Source organism: uncultured Sulfitobacter sp. (assembly GCF_947499945.1).
Taxonomy (GTDB): Bacteria; Pseudomonadota; Alphaproteobacteria; order Rhodobacterales; family Rhodobacteraceae; genus Sulfitobacter.
In genome coordinates this window covers 81,619-99,912 of record NZ_CANMQD010000003.1, presented here as the reverse complement: position 1 = coordinate 99,912, position 18,294 = coordinate 81,619, and the positions used below count along the sequence as shown (strand labels likewise).

Below are 18,294 nucleotides of genomic sequence, written 5' to 3'. Positions count from 1 at the left end.
CTAGAATATCTTCTTGATTAGGTCTTCCTTGTGTTGTTTCGGAAACGGCAGATATGAATTCATCGTGACGCCCGTATTCTCAAGGCCAATGTTTATCCCCCATTCCTTGAACTCCTCCACAGTGGCGCAACGGTCATGCTTGAATATAGTCATGATGGCTTTGCTTTTGGTTGATTATAGAATTGGAATTCAGGCCATTCCATAAACGCATGGCACCAGGCGGTTTGCTCTCCAATGCTTAACGTTCTTACGAGGGAATGACGGCATGGGCATTTAGGGTTGCGACTGCATTGTGGCATTTGCGTGGGTCGTAGTTCCCATCTACAATAAAGCGGCCAATCTCTTAGTATGGTGGAATTTGACTTGGAAGTTGGACACGAAGGGAGCATCCCCAATGCCACCGCTCGTCACTTCGATAGTGCGTACCTCCAGCCTTTGCCCGTCGATCCCGATGTGGACCTTACGCCACAGACGACGTTTTGGGCCGCCCAACTGCCCCGCGGCACATAAATGCATTTGTGAGAGGGGTGCTCACGAGCATTTGATTCTCTCTCGCGCTCGGATTTGATGCCAATGCTATGGATGAGTAGGTTTCGCGGGACCTTCATATTGAGGGACTTCTGGCGGCGACACACCGACTGAAATCCCGTGTATCCAATTTAAGTCCATGAGCCTCAGCAGGCTTGCCTCAAATGCACCCCAAACAGCACTAAAACGTCAGGCAAGCTAGGATGGCCACACCACAATATACAGGTTGTCAGCCCTACTTATCTGTGGGCTCAACTTCCGAGGCACGAGTGGATCAATCCAGCTTGTCAAAGGCCCACGATGCTTCGATGCTTTTGTGCACTCGGGCCAGTTCTTGGTACGCGAATAGCGAGAATATGTTTCTTCACCCTCGCAAGCTATCATGCTGAATTCATAAACCTGTGCCCCCGACAAGATCATTATTCATGCAGCTAAGCCATTGCAATCTAGCGGGAGCACCTTGCCCGGCACAAGCAAGTTGATCCTGAGAATTCCCTACAATTCAAATAAGAAATCGTCAGCTGAGATATCGTTAGCAGCACCTTGAACGAGGACGCTATTGCCAAAAGCATCCACAATCAGCGCATCAGCACCGACATTTGTGACTGCAAGGTCAGCGAAGCTGTTGACTTGGCTATTGCCCCGAAAATCCATCATGTCGGACGTATCTGCAAAATCCCCGATCGTGTCTTGACCAAAGCTCGCGTCGAATACAAAAACATCGGAGCCATCAAAGCCACGCAGGCTGTCGTTACCTAAACCACCATTCAGCGTGTTGTTATTGCCCTCACCACTCAGGATGTCGTTATGGCTTGAGCCCGTGAGGTTCTCGATCGAGATGAAGGTGTCACCAGACGCATGGGAACCAGCGGTATACCCTGAGTTGAGGCTAATGTTTACTGCGGCAGCAGCATCGCCATATTCAGCTGTATCGCTACCGTCACCACCATCCAGTGTATCGTTGCCCAGACGGCCCCGCAGGATATCATCACCCGTGCCACCCTCCAAATGGTTGTCGGCTGTATCACCGCTGAGGAAGTCGTCGAACACGGACCCGAGAACATTCTCAATCGAGATAAACGTATCGCCTGCCGCGTGACCACCTTGGGTGAAGTCGGTGGCCAAGGACAATGTCACACCTGCGGTTGACGCCGCATAACTCGCAGTGTCAATTCCGCCGTTGCCGCGCAAAACGTCACCGCCTGCAAGCCCTTCTAACACGTTGTTCCCGTTGGAGCCGTTGAGGATATCATCGAAGGTCGAGCCAGTCAGGTTCTCGATACTGCCATACGTATCTCCCACAGCATGGCTGCCCGAACCACCACCTGCAAAACCGGTCAGTAGGCTGACGTTAATCGATCCCGCTGAATCAGTGTAATCAGCTGTATCATTTCCACCATTCCCGTTCAGCGCATCACCGCCAGCTCGTCCACGCAGGATGTTGTCCCCGCCATCTCCGTTTAACAAGTCGCTATGCGCCGAACCATGCAAGTTCTCGATGCTGTCGAACGTATCCCCTACGGCATGGTTACTTGCGCCACCGCCTGCGAACCCAGTGGCCAACGAAACATTCACAAAAGCTGCTGACGAGGCGTAGTCAGCCGTGTCAGAGCCTGTTCCACCAAACAGGGAGTCCGCTCCCAAACGGCCCTCAAATACATTGTCTTCTGTATTGCCGGTGATCCGGTCACCAAAAATAGTGCCGCGCACGTTCTCAATACTGATAAATACGTCGCCTAGTGCATCGGTCCCCACACCGCCATTTGCAAAGCCGCTTGCAAGAGAGACGTTGATGTTCGTACTGTTGTCGGCATAATCCGCCCAATCTGATCCGCTACCGCCGTCCAGCGTATCGCCTGTTCCCGGCAAAGTGTCATTGCTGCCGCGTCCGCGCAGATAATCATCTCCCGCGCCACCTTGTAGAAGATTGTTGTTGGCATCCCCACTCAGCAAATCGTTATGCGCTGAACCGGTCAGGTTCTCGATGCTGTTGAACGTATCACCTGCTGCGTGGTTTCCTACACCGTTGCCTGTGAACCCGCTGGCCAGCGAGATATTCACGAAACTACCCGAGGACGAATAGTCAGCCGTGTCAGAGCCAGTTCCACCAAACAGCGAGTCCGCACCCAAAAGTCCCTCAAACGTGTTGTCCTCAGCATCTCCCGTGATCCGGTCACCTAAGTTGGTGCCGCGCACGTTTTCGATATCGATGAACACATCACCCAACGCATCGTTGCCCAAGCCACCATTGGCAAAACCGGTCGCCAGTGAGATGTTGATGTTACTGCTGCCATCGGCGTAATCAGCCCAATCAGCGCCGTCTCCGCCGTCTAGCGTATCACTACCGGCACCGCCGCGCAGAAAATCAGCACCTAAACCACCGGAGAGTAAATTAGCGCCAGCATCCCCGATGAGCGTATCATTAAAGGACCATCCCACCAGGTTCTCGATTGAAATGAGCGTGTCACCCGTCGCATCTCCGCCATCGGCAAAGCCAGTGCTGAGGTTGATGTTCACTGCACCGGACGAGAATAAATAGAGAGCCGTATCGTTGCCAGCGCCGCCATCCAGCGTATCGGTACCATCGTCTCCGGACACACTATCATCGCCCATTCCGCCGGAAAAATGGTTGTCTTCATCATCGCCTATCAAGAAGTCGTCGAACGCTGATCCGATCACATTTTCGATGGACACAAACGTATCGCCCGCTGCATGGCCGCCTTCGGTAAAGTTAGTGGCCAAGGACAGTCTTACGCCTTCATCCGACGCAGCATAACTGGCTGTATCGATGCCGCCATTGCCGTTCAGAATGTCAGCGCCCGCAAGCCCTTCCAGCACGTTGTCCGCATTGGAGCCGTTCAGGCGGTCGCCAAAGTCTGACCCGATAAAGTTCTCGATCGAGGTGAAAGTGTCGCCAGCTGCGTGATTATTCGCGCCTCCGTTGGCAAAGCCGGTGAGCAGGGAAACATTAACCGAGCCCGCGCTGTCGGTGTAATCCGCCGTATCACTGCCGCCATTGCCATTCAGGACATCGCCACCTGCACGTCCGCGCAGGATATTGTCGCCTGCATCGCCGGACAGCAGGTCATCTCCGGCCGAACCATGTAGATTTTCGATACTGTCGAACGTATCACCAATGGCGTGACTGCCTCCGCCGCCACCCACAAAACCAGATTTCAACGAGACATTAACAAAACCGCCCGATGACGCATAATCCGCTGTGTCAGAGCCTGCCCCGCCAAACAGGCTGTCATTTCCGCCGCGCCCTTCAAAAATATTATTTCCAGCATCACCTGTTATGCGGTCGCCGCCGTTGGTGCCACGAATGTTCTCAATGTCGATAAAGACATCACCGCGCGCATCACTGCCCGTGCCGCCACTGGCAAATCCAGTGGCAAGCGAGACATTGATGTTGGTGGCGTTGTCTGCGTAGTCCGCCCAGTCAGAGCCTGCGCCGCCATCCAACGTGTCACCGTTGCCCGGTGTGAGGTCCGCACTACCGCGACCGCGCAAATAATCGTCTCCTGCACCGCCGGAAAGATAGTTTGCGTTATCATCGCCGTTCAGCAGATCATCATAATCGGAGCCGATCAGGTTTTCGATGCTGGTATAGGTATCGCCTGAGGCATGGTTATCTGCACCACCGCCAGTATACCCACTGGCCAGCGAAATGTTCACATAACTGCCTGAGGTAGCATAGCTCGCCGTGTCAGAGCCTGTCCCACCGTCCAGTGTATCAGCACCACCACCACCAGCCAGCGTGTCATCGCCATCTACGCCGTTCAGGATGTCAGCATCAGACGTGCCGGTCAGAATATTATTGCCGCTGTCGCCAGTCAGAACCTTGGTAAGGTCGATCTGGATGTTGCCAAGGCTAACAGGTCCATTGTCATCATTGGCACTAATATCAATTTGGGGCGGAATGCCGCCAGCCCCGCTGTCCTGTCCAGTGTATTGAATTGCAGCGGCGTTATTTAAATAAGTATCGATATCGGCTGCAGAGCCCGTCAAAATAAGCGTGTCTGAGAAGTCATTTGTAACCACAACGCTGCCGCTGGAAGCAGCACTTAGGGTGCCCCCATCAGGAGATACAGATATAGTCAGACTAAAGTTTGCGTTATCACCGTCACTCAAAGTAATAGCGGACAGGTCCAGATTGGCAGTCTCGCCCTCAACCGCCGAGATATCAGAGGGTACACCTGTGATCAAAGTCGGATCATTTTGCGCAATTACGTTCACTGAAATGACTTCACCACGGACTGTGGTATTGTCAAAGACCCGCAAGGTGCCGCTGTAGGCGCCTACAACCATGTCCAGATCGCCATCCCCATCCAGATCGGCAAAGGTTGGTGTGCCTTTAAACCCGACATCAATACCATCAAACGGATTGGCGGCCCCTGTTAGCGCGGTGAAACCTGCATCCGCATCATTGTTGTCGAATATCCGTATGGTGCCATCTTCGGTGCCCAGAACCATGTCCAGATCGCCATCGCCATCCAGATCGACGAAGGTTGGCGCACTTTGGCCACCCAAATCCAAACCATCAAACGGGTTGGCAGCACCCGTTTGTTCTACGAACCGTTCAAAATATCCGATAATCCCGGTACTACCAGTGTCCCCGTCAAGCCAGACCTGTATGTTGCCATCGCCCGTCCCGCTAAAGGTTTGATCCTCGCCGACCACCAGATCCAGATCGCCATCGCCATCTAGATCAACAAAGGAAGGGGCACCAAAGTTAGTGACGCTAACAAACGCAAACGGATCATCCCCGCCAGCGTCGGTAAAGCCTGTATCCGCGTCGTTCTTATAAAACGTCTGTAGTGTATTGGAAAATGAGCCTACAACCAGATCGAGATCACCATCCAAATCCAGATCGGCAAAGGCTGGCGTGTATCGGGCGTCGACTACGATATCATCCAGCGGGTTCTGTGCCCCCGTCAAAGGGGTAAAGCCCAGATCGGCGTCATTGTTGTCAAACACCAACAATCCGGTATCCGATCCAACAACCAAATCCAAATCGCCATCGCCATCCAGATCAACAAACGTCGGTGCGCTGTATGTACCCACATTAACACTGTTGAACGGATTGGCCGCACCCGTAAGCTCTACAAAGCTGGGCGTCAGCGGCGATTTGAGGTTATTGCCGCTTGCGTCTGTTACACTCAGCACCAGATCGCGGTTTAACGTTGGGGTTTGGCTGCTGTTGGCATAGGTGAGGTTTTGGATCAACGCATCGATTGAATCCGAGGTGGTCGCCGCGTTGAAGTTGACCGTCAGGGCCGCACCTGCGCCGCCTGCAAGCGTGCCAATGGTTACACCACCAAAGGTGACCGCGGTGCCAACTAACCCGATTTGGCCTGCGCCTGTGCCCTCATTGCGCACCGACCCGATGTCTTCGGCCAACAGCCCTGTCAGGGACAGCGCACCACCGTCAAAATCATCGATCGGATAGGAAAACGCGACATCGCTATCCAGCAATTGTGGGGTCGCATTAACCGTGTTTTCATCAAAACCGATAGAGGCATCGAAGCCAGTAAAGATCGGCACTTCGAGCTGACCAGTAACTGTTACGGTAATTGGTGCGCCAATGGGCGCGGTGTTTTCGAAAGAAATCAAACCGCCACCAGTTTCGCCAGTAACCAGATCCAGATCGCCATCGCCATCCACATCAATAAAGGTAGGCGCGCTGTCACTACCTACATCAACGCCGTTAAACGGATTCGCAGTACCCATAAGCTCGGTAAAGCCTGTGTCAGCATCATTGTTGTCAAAGACGTTAATCGTGCCCAATGAATTACCAACAATCAGATCCAGATCGCCATCGCCATCCAGATCGGCGAAGGTCGAAATGCTGTGCTCCCCAACATTAATATCATTCAGCGGGTTAAGTGGACCTATCAGATTGACGTAACCAGCGCCGACATCATTTTTTGCCAAAACTTGCAACCCGCCGAGCGCGTTACCCCAAACCAGATCCAGATCGCCATCGTCGTCCATATCAACAAAATTGGCGGCGACGCCGTCACCCAAATTAATACCATCAAGCGGATTGGCCGCACCTGTCAGTTCTTGGTAGTTAAAGTCGGCATCCTTGTTGTCAAAGACTCTCAATGCGCCACCGGTTTCGCCTGTGACCAGATCCAGATCACCGTCGCCATCCAGATCAACAAAGGTTGGCGTGCTGTAACTACCTACATCGATGTCGTTAAACGGATTCGCACCACCTGCGATCTCGGTAAAGCCATTATCAGCATCGTTGTTGTCAAAGACGCTTAAGGTGCCATCACCCGCGCCCACGATCAGATCCAGATCACCATCACCATCCAGATCGACAGTGGTTGGAGTGCTGTTGAAGCCAACATTGAAGAGGTTCAGCGGATTAGCGGCCCCTGCTAGTGCTGAAAAACTAAGCGGTGTGCCAGGAGCAGCGCCCACAGTTTCACCCGAAGCATCCCTAACATTCAACAACAGATCGCGCGTTGCGGTCGGGACGTCGCTGCTGTTGCCGTATGTCAGGTTCTGGATCAGCGCATCAACTGAGGTCGTTGTTGCAGCCGCATTAAATGTGATCGTCAGGTTCGCACCGCGGCCCCCTGCGACCGTGCCGATAATAGTGCCACCAAAGGTCACTTCCGTGCCTGTGCTCACGCCACCAATCGTGACCGTAGGGCCGGACAGCCCAATCTGGCCCGCGCCTGTGCCTTGGTCATTCACGGAAATCGTATCTTCAGCCAGCACGCCAGTCATCGTCAGCGTGCCGCCGTCGAAATCACCGTTCGGATCAAGGAATGTAACATCCGTATCCAGCAATTGCGGGGCCAAATTAACCGCGTTCTCATCAAAAGTGACTGCTGTTGCCACGCCAGTAAGGCTTGGGGCATCACTTTCGGCTGTTACTGATACGGTGACGAGCTGACCGCGCGGTGTGGTGTTCTCAAAAGTGTAGAGCGGACCTGAGTCGAAGAGGCCAGTGTCATCCTCTCCGATCACCAGATCAAGATCACCATCGCCATCAAAATCACCAAAGGTCGGGTTGCTGTGGGTGCCGACATTAATGCCGTCAAACAAATTGGCAGCCCCTAAAAGCTCGGTAAATCCGGCATCCGCATCATTGTTGTCGAACACACGCAACGTGCCAGCAGAGGACCCGCTAACCATATCCAAATCGCCATCATGGTCGACATCGACAAACGTAGGGGTCGCGTGGGAACCCACATCAAAGCTGCTAAACGGGTTGGCGGCCCCTGTCAGCTCGGTAAAGCCATCATCCGCGTCGTTGTTGTCGAACACACGGAACGTGCCGAATTGCACGCCCATGACCATGTCCAGATCGCCATCGCCATCCAAATCAACCAAAGCCGGCGCACTGTAGCGACCATTTATAATGCCGGCAAACGGGTTGTCTAACGTGCCTAGCCGAGTAAAGCCGTTATCAGCATCATTATTGTCATAGACGAAGACTGCGCCCGTCTCTTCCCCTGTGATCAAGTCCAGATCACCATCGCCATCCAGATCACCGAAGACCGGAGCACTGAAATCTCCTATGTCCTCGCCCGCAAACGGATTAAAACTGCCGTCCAATCGGGTAAAACCGTTGTCTGCGTCGTTATTATCAAAGGCGGTAAACCTGCCAGTCACAGTCCCCACAACCAAGTCAACGTCGCCATCACCATCAAGATCGACCAACGTCGGCGCGGTATGGTTGTTGAGGTAAAATGCAGTGCCACCAAACGGATTGTCTGTGCCTGTCTGCTCGGTATATGTTGTTGGGCTGCCAGCGGCAGCACCCAAATCCTCGCCAGCAGCGTCGATCACATTGAGCAACAGCTCACGGGAGGCTGTTGGGTTGTCGCTGCTGTTGGCATAGGTAAGGTTCTGGATCAGCGCATCAACCGAAGCAGATGTCGCGGCGGCATTGAACGTCACCGCCAGCGCCGCACCAACACCGCCCGCGAGCGTGCCAATGGTCACGCCGCCATAGGTCACATTTGCGCCGTTCAGCCCGATCTGACCCGCGCCCGTGCCTTCATTGCGGACCGAAACGGTATCTTCGGCTAACAAACCCGACAGCGAAAGGGCGCCGCCATCAAAATTGCCACCCGGATCGTTGAACGTCACATCAATATCCAGCAATTGCGGCGCAGCATTCACTGCGTTTTCACCAAATGTGATGCTGGGTGCCAAGCCAGCGAGTGTCGGCGCGTCATCCTCTGGCGTTACCGTCAGCATGAATCCTTGGCCAATAGGCTTTGTGTTCTCAAACGTGTTGAGATCACCATTGGATACGCCAAGAACGAGATCAAGATCGCCATCGTCATCTATATCTACAAAGCTTGGCGCGCTTCTGAAACCTTCATCAACGCCGTCGAACGGATTGGCCGCCCCTGTTAGTTCGGTAAATCCGGTATCCGCATCATTATTATCCAAAACCCGCAGCGGGCCAGCGCTAGTCCCCACGACAGCATCCAGATCTCCATCACCGTCCAGATCAACAAAGGTGGGTTTGGAGCCATCTCCATCGAGGGCATCGAACAGCTCAAACGGATTGGCCGCGCCTGTCAGTTGGGTGAATGTACCGGATGTGCCAATGCCGCCGTTGCGCCAACTTGCCAGCCGTCCAGCCGCATTCCCCACAACCAGATCAAGATCGCCATCGTCGTCCAGATCAACAAGGGATGGCGCGCTATCGGTGTTGGTAACAGTGAAGCCGTCAAAGATGTTAGCCGCGCCTGTAAGTTCGGTAAAGGCGGTATCGGCATCATTATTATCAAACACCCGCAACGTTGAGTCGAAGGCCCCAACGACCATATCGACATCGCCGTCACCATCCAGATCGGCAAAGGTCGGTGCGCTGTTGCCGCCCACATCAACGGCATTGAACGGATTGCCGCCTGTTGGGGTGGGCGCTCCGGTCACTTCGGTAAATCCCGTGTCCGCATCGTTATTGTCAAAAAGCCGCAACGTGCCAAGATAATTCCCAACAACCATATCAAGATCACCATCGCCGTCCAGATCGACAAAGCTTGGAGTACCACGGAGATTAACATCAATGCCATCAAACGGATTGGCCAAACCGGTCAGCGGCGCAAAGGTTGGCGTGCCCGGTGCAAACAAATCATTGCCTGCAGCGTCGATCACATTAAGCGCCAAATTACGGCTTAAAGTTGGTGTATCGCTGCTGTTGGCGTACGTAAGGTTCTGGATCAGCGCATCGATTGACGCTGAGGTGGCATTGGCAATGAAAGTTATCGTTAGCGTCGCACCCACTCCACCCGCAAGCGTACCGATTGCCATGCCGCCAAACGTAACAGCCCCCCCTGTCAGGCCAATCTGGCCTGCGCCAGCTCCTTCATTACGGACCGAAACTGTATCCTCTGCCAACAAACCTGTTAGGGACAACGTACCACCGTCAAAATCACCCTCGGCGTCCGCGAACGTTACATTCGCGTCTAGCAGTTGCGGGGTCGCGTTGACCGTGTTTTCGGAATAACTAATGGTTGGCGCAAAGCCGGAGAGAGTTGGAGCGGTCATTATGATATATCCAGTGCTAAAAATTTATGTCTGGAAATATAATAAAACCCCCTCGGTATCCCCCACCCAAAAGTTAATTCTATTAAGGAGTGCCAAATAGCACCTTGTCAAATGCTGATTGAAAAACTGGCGTCCATTCCACCTAAGCGAGTGTCATTGCATATGCGCTGATATTAGCGCAGTAAATAAAGCGGAATTAGCTTTGAGGATAAATCGGTCATGACAATGTCTAACAAGGCTGTCCCTTTGAAAGCCGAGCTTCAAAATGGCAACAAATCCGCGCTGCTGCTCGCCTCTCAGGGGTTCACTTCATGGTTGGCCGACAACAACTGTAGCGTCGCACTAACAACCTATCAGGCAGGGCGTTTGTTTTTTATTGGTCGCAAGCCGGATGGGTCATTGCGCGCCCATGAGCGGTTAATCGAACAATGTCAGGGATTGTGGACGGATGGTCAGACGCTTTGGACCAGCGGTCAGCATACCTTCTGGCGGTTTGAGAATGACCTGCCCGCAGGGACCACCACGCCCGACGGCGTAGACCGCCGATTTGCCCCGCGCGAGGGCCGCGTAACTGGCCAAATCGATATTCATGATATTGGTGTTGGCGATATTAATCAATTCAGCGACGAGACAGACGCCGTGAGCCGAGGCCCGATCTTCGTCTGCACAGCGTACAATTGCCTCGCGACGATCAGTGACACTGCCAGCTTTCGGTCTTTGTGGCATCCTCCATTTATCAGCAAGATTATAGGGGAAGACCGTTGCCATCTGAACGGCCTTGCAATGGACGGTAGTCGCGCAGCCTACGTCAGCGCCATAAGCCGATCTGACATTGCTGATGGTTGGCGCGAGCGCCGCCGCGATGGCGGTGTCGTATTGGATGTTTCGTCTGGTGAAGCCGTGGCAACGGGACTGTCCATGCCGCATTCCCCTCGGTTATATGATGGCAAGCTATGGGTGTTGAATTCTGGTCGCGGCGAGTTGTGCAATATCGATCCGGCCACCGGCGACATCACTCCTGTCGCCTTTTGCCCCGGTTATGCACGCGGCTTGGCATTTGTCGGCCGCTTCGCGATTGTGGGCCTGTCCCGTCCGCGCAAAAACCAAACCTTCGAGGGGCTAGAGCTGCAAGAGCTGCTACAGCAAAAAGACACAGCACCTCGCAGCGGGCTTTTGGTGATCGACATCGACACAGGCCGTACAGTTGAATGGGTGCGGTTTGAGCACACTATCGACGAGCTCTATGACGTTGCCGTTCTGCAAGAAACACAGCAACCAGAAGCCATTGGATTCCATGGTGAGCAGATCAAAACAGCAGTTCGTGTGGAGTTGTAACTTACGACAGTTGAGCGATCGCCGAATTCGTAACCGGCAACTGCCGCGCGTAGCCAATCATCAAGTTGGAACATCCAAGCATGATAGGGGCAACTTAAACTCCTGGACTTCAGTCCACCCGCCCCCTCTATCAACTGGTGCCCGAGATTCGAGCAAACCTTCTAAGACACCGTACTTCACCACCATCACGCACAAAGACGATTGGCTTCACTTCACAAATCGGTCTGAGGCCATCCTTTCCTTGCTCCCGAGCGAGCTATGAACAGCATTTTCTCGCGAGGCCGAATTATTAGTGTCGAAGATAAAAGGTCAAAACAGCTTATCGAAGTGTAATGGGAGCAACATCTCCTCTGGCCCTATCGTCCAGCTCGTTTGCAACTTTGGGTGCATCAACCGTGCATCCCCCTTACCAACTCCCCTCCACACCTCTGCCCCTTGGCGCAAGGCACATCATCACCTCAGGCTGGTCGATTGCATCAATTTGCATCCGCCCGATCTTGGGGAAAGCATAATCGCGCAAGGTGTTGATCCACTGTCGCCCATGCCTGGCGTTTTTCCATGTGGGCATCCGGTCAATATGGACCTGTTGCGCCACCTCTTCAAAGGTCGGCACCTCTTGGCGCGCATTGAAACGCGGGTTTAGCCCTTGCTTGGCAATCCGGCGATATTCCAGCGCCCGTTCACTCACTAGGTGCAGCGTGACAACATCAGCGCCCCCCAAACCAAAGTCGGTTCTAAGCGGCGCGCCTTTCTTATTTTTTCTGACCTTTGACCACAACACGCACAATCCAGCATCTTGCACCGGACGGATCAACTACCAGATACAAACCACCGCCATCGCCATGCCGCCCAGCGCCAAGGTTCTCGACCAGTTTCTTTGTTAGCTTGCCAGATTAGGCCATTCAAAAATATCGCATTCCATTCCACTCAAGGAACGAATATCGGCATCAGCGAAAGGAACTCAAGGCAAACGTGATCTGCACTCAAAGCCATATATAAAACAAAAAAGGCCGCTCAAAGCGACCAGATCAGACCGATCAAAAAGGGAACTGGCGGAGGCTCAGGGATTCGAACCCTGGGGACGCTCTCACGCCCGTCGGTTTTCAAGACCGGTGCAATCGACCACTCTGCCAAACCTCCGCTGTAAGTGCTTCCTAAAACGCCACAAACGATTCTGCAATTGAACAAAATCACTCTGCAAAGAGGGGAAATTTGCCGATCTTCGCACGCTTCTCTTGTGGCAAAGGGGCTGGCCGCGCTACAACGTCCCAAAGGCTCCGAAAAAGGAGTGGTCAAGCGTGCGAAAACAACAGGCACGTGCGCAGGCAAGGGCAAGGGTAAATGGGCATTAAAATCAAAAGACTAGACGTTAATAATCCAACAAAAACAGGGCGTGCGATTTTGGGAGGCGTGTTGTTTGCAGGCCTCTTGGCGGGCTGCGATGACCAAGGCAAATTTGCTTTTCCCACCGCAAACCAGACCCAAAGTCAGGCGGCAGCGCCTTCGGGCCCCACCGTGGAGCGCGATGTTGAGGCGCCAGAAATATTTTCTGTTACAGATGACGGTCTCTGGGACGGACGGCCAAGCTTGGGCGGTGTTTGGGTGGCGCATCCAGATGTTGATGATCCAGAACGCGTGATTATCCGCAATCAGGTAAACGGAAAATTCGTTGTTGGCGCACTCTTCCGTCGTGAGCGTGACATTCCAGGCCCAAGTCTACAGATTTCATCAGATGCAGCAGCAGCCCTTGGCATTCTCGCGGGCGCACCGTCCAAATTGAACGTAACGGCGTTGACCAAAATTCAGGAGCAAGCGGGCGACGGTGAGGCACAAGCTGCTCCTGCGCCGGTTGAAGCGGCTCCTGCTGTTGCCACGGCGACGCTTGATCCTGTGACATCTGCGGCGGGCGCTGCGATTGACGCGGCAAAACCTACACCCGCAGCGGCACCCAAGCCAGCGGCACCAACACAGGCATCGCGTTTGTCAAAACCGTTCATCCAGATTGGGATTTTCAGCATTGAGGCAAATGCGAACCGTGCGGCCAAGCAAATGCGCGGTGCGGGCCTTGCTCCGACTGTAAAGCAAAGCCAAATCAACGGCAAAACCTTCTGGCGCGTAGTTGTGGGCCCTGCGGCCACCAGTACCGAGAGAGCCAAAATTCTATCGACCATCAAATCGGAAGGCTTCACAGATGCCTATGCCGTTTCCAGCTGATACATGAAAGGTGCCTGATATGCGCGGAATGAAACTTGCTCTTGGTGCTCTGGCGCTTTTGGTCTCTTCGGTCAGCGCACATGCGTTTGATACCCGCGCAGCAGCAGCTTTCGTGATGGATTTCAGCAGTGGTACGGTTTTGATGGCCAAGAACGCCGATCAGCCGCTCCCCCCTGCTTCCATGTCAAAGTTAATGACGCTTTACATGGCGTTTGAGGCAGTCGAGAACGGTATTCTGGACCTTGATCAAGAGCTGCCAGTCTCGGCCGCAGCACAGCAGTACGGCGGATCTACGATGTTCCTCAAAGAAGGGGAGCGGGTCAAAGTCGAGGACCTCATTCGTGGAATTATCGTTCTATCAGGTAATGATGCTTGCGTTGTGATTGCCGAAGCCTTGGCTGGCACCGAGTCGAAGTTTGCCCGTCAGATGACGATGCGGGCGCAGCAGTTGGGTATGACCAATTCGACCTTCACCAATTCCAACGGGTGGCCAAAGGCCGGCCATCGCATGTCGATGCGCGACCTCGGTTTGATTGCAGGCAAATTGATCAAGGATTACCCGCAATATTATCCGATGTTCTCTGAAAAAGAGTTCCTTTTTGATCCTGCAGAATCCGCCAATAGGTTGAATCGAAATCCGCTTTTGGGTTTGGGCATTGGTGCGGATGGCCTTAAGACGGGCCATACCCAAGAAGCGGGCTATGGCCTTGTTGGTTCTGCCAAGCAAGGTGAGCGGCGCATTATCTTTGTTCTGTCGGGATTACAGACGGCACAGGCGCGTGCACGCGAAGCCGAGGCTGTGACCAACTGGGCATTCCGCCAGTTTGCCCAGACCGACCTTGGGTCTGCGGGTACGAAGATCGCCGATGCGGATGTCTCTATCGGGGCCGAGCTAACTGTTGGCATGGAATTGGCCGAGGATGTCTCTCTTCTGCTGCCCGTCAACCCGATTGCACCGTTGAAAAGCGAAGTTGTTTATAACGGACCAATCAGAGCGCCAATCGTAAAAGGGCAAGAAATTGGAGAGCTGATCATAAGCCCCGAAGGATTGCCCGAGAAGCGCATTGCCCTGCTCGCGGACCGCGATATCGCGCCATATGGTTTTGTCAGCCGTATGGTTTCGGCAGCACAGCATTTGCTGGAGCGGATCAATTCAGGCCCCGCGCCGGAGGCATCGTGACGGCCAGCACTTCTCACAACGGCCTATTTATCAGTTTTGAGGGCATCGACGGGTCAGGCAAATCAACGCAAGTTACCTTGTTAGCCGAGCATTTGCGCAGTTTGGGTCGCGATGTTGTCGTGACGCGAGAGCCGGGCGGCTCGGAAGGTGCCGAAGAAATCCGTGCGCTGGTTCTTCAAGGTAACCCCGACCGTTGGTCTGCCGAGACTGAAATTCTGCTTTTTACGGCTGCGCGGCGAGACCATCTTGAGCGGTTGATCCGCCCTGCCCTTGCTGCTGGGAGCATTGTAATTTGTGACCGTTTTGCTGACAGCACGCGGATGTATCAGGGTCTTAGCCGTGGCGATTTGCGCGCTACTGTGGACAAGCTGCACGATCTGATGATCGGCGTTGAGCCTGATCTGACTATCCTGATTGATATGGACCCCGTTGAAGGCCTCAAACGCGCCAAAGGTCGCCAAGGCACCGAAGAGCGTTTCGAGGACTTTGGAGCAGAATTACAGGCCGCGATGCGTAAAGGTTTCCTTGCTCTTTCACAGGAGTTCAAAGACCGTTTCAAAGTTATCGACGGGGGGCAAAACATTGAGGCAGTAAGTACCGACATTCGGAATACAGTCGAACAAGCGCTGTCCGCGCGGCAGTAGCCATTTATTTGAAAAAACCGAACCTGAATATTTCAAAATTCCGATACCCGTTTCCAACCCCCTCAATCCCCGTTAAACCGCTTGCATGAGTGATGACACCCCTTCCCAACCAGAGCGCCTTGATGGTGCGCCGCATCCCCGTGACACCATCCGCCTGATCGGACAGGATGCTGCGCAGACCGCGTTTGTGGACGCGTTTAACACGGGTCGTTTGCATCATGCCTGGATGCTGACAGGGCCGCGCGGCGTAGGAAAAGCAACGCTGGCATGGCGGATCGCGCGGTTCTTGCTGGCGACCCCTGCACCAGATGAGGGAGGGATGTTCGCACCCGAAGTGCCTACAACGCTGGAGATTCCAGCGGATCATCCAATCGCCCTGCGCATCGCCGCCGGCGGAGAAGGCCGTATTCGAAATGTCACCCGCACTGTCAATCCGACCACTAAAAAGATGCGTCAGGAGATTGTTGCCGATGACATCCGTGCATTAAACGGGTTTTTCCAGATGTCAGCGCCTGATGGTGGCTACCGCGTTGTGATCATTGATGATGCCGACCTGATGAACGTGACTGCCGCCAATGCTCTTTTGAAGATGTTGGAAGAGCCGCCTGCACGTGCCCTGCTCATCCTCATCTCCCACCAGCCGTCAGGCCTGCTGCCGACCATCCGCTCGCGTTGCCGCACCCTGCCCCTGCGTAGCCTTGACGCCAGCGAGGTGGCCGAGGCCATGGCACAAGCAGACGTGCAAGCAGCCAATACAGCCGCGCTTGCCGCGCTCTCTGGTGGCTCGGTTGGGGGCGCGATGCGCTTGTCTTTGTTGGGCGGTGCGGCTCTCTACTCCGAACTTGTCGCTTTGGTCGGCACCATGCCCAATATGGACCGCCCCCGCGCCCTCAAACTGGCCGAGCTGGCTGCCGCACGCGGCGGTGAGGCAAAGCGGGATTTGCTTTTTACGCTGATTGATCTGCTCCTGAGCCGTTTGGCACGCACGGGTGCCACTGGCTCATCGCCAGAGCCTCAGGCCGCTAACGGTGAGGCTGATATTCTGAAACGCCTCTCCCCTCACCCGCATCAAGCGCGGGTTTGGGCAGACCTTGCCGCCCAGATCGGGGCACGTGCGCGTCACGGCATCGCAGTCAACCTTGACCCTGCTGCACTGGTCCTAGATACCTTTACCAAGATGGCACAGGCAGCACCGCGCTGACCCCTGCGCCTAAAATTCCGGAGCGTTATGACCGATATTCCCACCATCACCGACAGTCACTGCCACCTCGATTTCCCCGAATTGATCGCGGAACTGCCTGACGTGATTGCACGTGCAACCGAGGCTGGCGTGGCGCGGATGGTGACGATTTGTACCAAGCTCAAAAATGAGCCAGCCGTGCGTGCCATTGCCGAGGCCCACGCGCCCGTTTTTTATGCTGCAGGCACACATCCAATGAGTGTCGTGTCCGAACCTATGGCCACGCTGGAGCAGTTGATCGAGATTGCCCAGCACCCCAAGATGGTGGGTATTGGCGAAACCGGTCTGGACTATCATTACACCGCCGAGAGCGCACAAATGCAGCAAGACAGCCTGCGCATCCACATTGCCGCCTCGCGGGAGACGGGCTTGCCCCTCATTATTCATAGCCGCGACGCCGATGATGATATGGCCTCAATCCTGCGCGACGAGCATGCAAAGGGTGCCTACACCTGCGTCATGCACTGCTTTTCCTCCTCGGCCGAACTTGGCCGTGCAGCCCTTGATCTAGGTTTCTATTTGAGCATGTCGGGCATCACCGCCTTTCCCAAAAGCCAAGAGTTGCGCGACATTTTCGCCGCAGCACCGGTCGAGCGTATCTTGGTCGAGACAGACAGCCCCTATCTTGCACCACCGCCCCACCGCGGCCGCCGCAACGAGCCTGCCTACACGGCACATACTGCACGCAAGGCGGCAGAAACGTTTGGCATGGAATATGTTGATTTTGCAGAACAATCCGAAGCGAATTTTGAACGCCTGTTCACCAAGGTCGCCGCCTATGGGGCGAACTCATGACCGACACGATGCGCGTCACCATCCTCGGCTGTGGCTCCTCAGGAGGCGTGCCGCGCTTGGGCGGTGTATGGGGCGCGTGTGACCAGAGCGAGCCGCGCAATGCCCGCCGCCGCTGCTCTGTCTTGGTGGAGCGGATTACGGATGCTGGCACGACAACCGTGCTCATCGACACCTCCCCTGACATGCGCAGCCAGCTTCTGGATGCAGGCGTTGGCCGCCTTGATGCGGTCCTCTACACCCACGCGCACGCAGACCATGTGCACGGCATGGATGATCTTCGCATGATCGTCATCAACATGCGCGCGCGCCTGCCCGTTTGGGCCGACCAGCCAACACACGATGCGCTTATGGACCGGTTTGGCTATGCCTTTATCCAGCCAAAAGGGTCGATGTATCCGCCCATCCTCGACATGAACCTGATGGAGGGGAATGTCACGATTGACGGCCCCGGTGGTCCGCTCAAATTTACCCCCTTCCTTGTGCCACATGGCGGAATGGACGCACTTGGTTTCCGCGTGAACGACGTGGCATATCTGCCCGATGTGGCGAGCATCCCTGACCACATCTGGCCACACCTTGAAAACCTGCGCTGCTGGATCGTGGACGCCCTGCGCCGCGAGCCGCACCCGACGCACAGCCACCTTGCCCAAACGCTTGAGTGGATTGAACGGGTACAGCCGCGTGAGGCTGTCCTAACCAACATGCACAACGACCTCGACTATGCCACTATTGCTGCAGAAACACCCGACCACATCCAACCCGCTTTTGACGGCATGCAGCTTGACTTCGATCTGCGCTGACGTCTTGCCGAGGCGCATTTAACCCGA

At 54.7% G+C, this 18,294-nt stretch carries 12 protein-coding genes and 1 tRNA gene; 8 read left to right on the top strand and 5 right to left on the bottom strand.

Annotated elements, in window-relative coordinates; translation table 11 throughout:
- Nucleotides 1-153 (bottom strand): hypothetical protein, encoded by a 153-nt coding sequence (locus Q0775_RS14020; protein ID WP_298862065.1) that lies wholly within the window; start codon nt 151-153, stop codon nt 1-3.
- Nucleotides 154-363: 210 nt separating this feature from the next.
- Between Q0775_RS14020 and Q0775_RS14015 the strand changes: the two genes are divergently transcribed.
- A complete protein-coding gene (locus Q0775_RS14015; RefSeq protein ID WP_298862062.1) occupies nt 364-510 on the top strand; it encodes a hypothetical protein in 147 nt (48 codons plus the stop codon).
- Nucleotides 511-1,023: 513 nt separating this feature from the next.
- Here the strand turns inward: Q0775_RS14015 and Q0775_RS14010 are convergent.
- Nucleotides 1,024-10,059 carry a calcium-binding protein gene (locus Q0775_RS14010; protein WP_298862059.1) on the bottom strand — a complete coding sequence of 3,012 codons (9,036 nt, stop codon included), beginning with the start codon at nt 10,057-10,059 and terminating at the stop codon, nt 1,024-1,026.
- 219 nt (nt 10,060-10,278) lie between these two features.
- Here Q0775_RS14010 and Q0775_RS14005 point away from each other — a divergent pair, with 219 nt between their 5' ends.
- A complete protein-coding gene (locus Q0775_RS14005) occupies nt 10,279-11,394 on the top strand; it encodes a TIGR03032 family protein (protein WP_298862056.1) in 1,116 nt (371 codons plus the stop codon).
- A 406-nt stretch (nt 11,395-11,800) separates the two neighbouring features.
- Here Q0775_RS14005 and Q0775_RS14000 read toward each other — a convergent pair whose 3' ends face one another.
- The 3 genes from Q0775_RS14000 to Q0775_RS13995 form a co-directional block, all read right to left on the bottom strand.
- On the bottom strand, nt 11,801-12,175 hold the full coding sequence (locus Q0775_RS14000; RefSeq protein ID WP_298862053.1) for a hypothetical protein: 375 nt from the start codon (nt 12,173-12,175) through the stop codon (nt 11,801-11,803).
- Entirely contained in the window at nt 12,147-12,221 is a 75-nt protein-coding gene (locus tag Q0775_RS19995) for a hypothetical protein (RefSeq protein ID WP_366863707.1), read from the bottom strand. The genes Q0775_RS14000 and Q0775_RS19995 overlap by 29 nt, the downstream gene beginning before the upstream one ends.
- Nucleotides 12,222-12,444: 223 nt before the next feature.
- Nucleotides 12,445-12,534, bottom strand: a tRNA-Ser gene (locus Q0775_RS13995).
- Between the two features lie 201 nt (nt 12,535-12,735).
- Between Q0775_RS13995 and Q0775_RS13990 the strand changes: the two genes are divergently transcribed.
- From Q0775_RS13990 to Q0775_RS13965, 6 genes are all read left to right on the top strand, one after another.
- Complete coding sequence (locus tag Q0775_RS13990) at nt 12,736-13,608, top strand: SPOR domain-containing protein (protein ID WP_298862050.1); 873 nt, start codon at nt 12,736-12,738, stop codon at nt 13,606-13,608.
- 28 nt (nt 13,609-13,636) lie between these two features.
- The gene (locus Q0775_RS13985; protein WP_298862848.1) at nt 13,637-14,788 is read left to right on the top strand and encodes a D-alanyl-D-alanine carboxypeptidase family protein; all 1,152 of its coding nucleotides are present in this window, start codon (nt 13,637-13,639) and stop codon (nt 14,786-14,788) included.
- Nucleotides 14,785-15,432, top strand: a complete 648-nt coding sequence (gene tmk / locus Q0775_RS13980) for a dTMP kinase (RefSeq protein ID WP_298862048.1) — start codon at nt 14,785-14,787, stop codon at nt 15,430-15,432. The genes Q0775_RS13985 and tmk overlap by 4 nt, the downstream gene beginning before the upstream one ends.
- 85 nt (nt 15,433-15,517) lie before the next feature.
- Nucleotides 15,518-16,633 (top strand): DNA polymerase III subunit delta', encoded by a 1,116-nt coding sequence (locus Q0775_RS13975; RefSeq protein ID WP_298862045.1) that lies wholly within the window; start codon nt 15,518-15,520, stop codon nt 16,631-16,633.
- 27 nt (nt 16,634-16,660) lie between these two features.
- Nucleotides 16,661-17,467 carry a TatD family hydrolase gene (locus Q0775_RS13970; RefSeq protein ID WP_298862042.1) on the top strand — a complete coding sequence of 269 codons (807 nt, stop codon included), beginning with the start codon at nt 16,661-16,663 and terminating at the stop codon, nt 17,465-17,467.
- The gene (locus Q0775_RS13965) at nt 17,464-18,267 is read left to right on the top strand and encodes an MBL fold metallo-hydrolase (protein WP_298862039.1); all 804 of its coding nucleotides are present in this window, start codon (nt 17,464-17,466) and stop codon (nt 18,265-18,267) included. Before Q0775_RS13970 ends, Q0775_RS13965 begins: the two co-directional genes overlap by 4 nt.
- The last annotated feature ends 27 nt before the right edge of the window (nt 18,268-18,294 follow it).

Coding starts and splice junctions, on each gene's coding strand:
- Q0775_RS14020 (WP_298862065.1), bottom strand. CDS start 153: ATGACTATATTCAAGCATGACCGTTGCGCCACTGTGGAGGAGTTCAAG.
- Q0775_RS14010 (WP_298862059.1), bottom strand. CDS start 10,059: ATGACCGCTCCAACTCTCTCCGGCTTTGCGCCAACCATTAGTTATTCC.
- Q0775_RS14005 (WP_298862056.1), top strand. CDS start 10,279: ATGACAATGTCTAACAAGGCTGTCCCTTTGAAAGCCGAGCTTCAAAAT.
- Q0775_RS13990 (WP_298862050.1), top strand. CDS start 12,736: ATGGGCATTAAAATCAAAAGACTAGACGTTAATAATCCAACAAAAACA.
- Q0775_RS13985 (WP_298862848.1), top strand. CDS start 13,637: ATGAAACTTGCTCTTGGTGCTCTGGCGCTTTTGGTCTCTTCGGTCAGC.
- Q0775_RS13975 (WP_298862045.1), top strand. CDS start 15,518: ATGAGTGATGACACCCCTTCCCAACCAGAGCGCCTTGATGGTGCGCCG.
- Q0775_RS13970 (WP_298862042.1), top strand. CDS start 16,661: ATGACCGATATTCCCACCATCACCGACAGTCACTGCCACCTCGATTTC.
- Q0775_RS13965 (WP_298862039.1), top strand. CDS start 17,464: ATGACCGACACGATGCGCGTCACCATCCTCGGCTGTGGCTCCTCAGGA.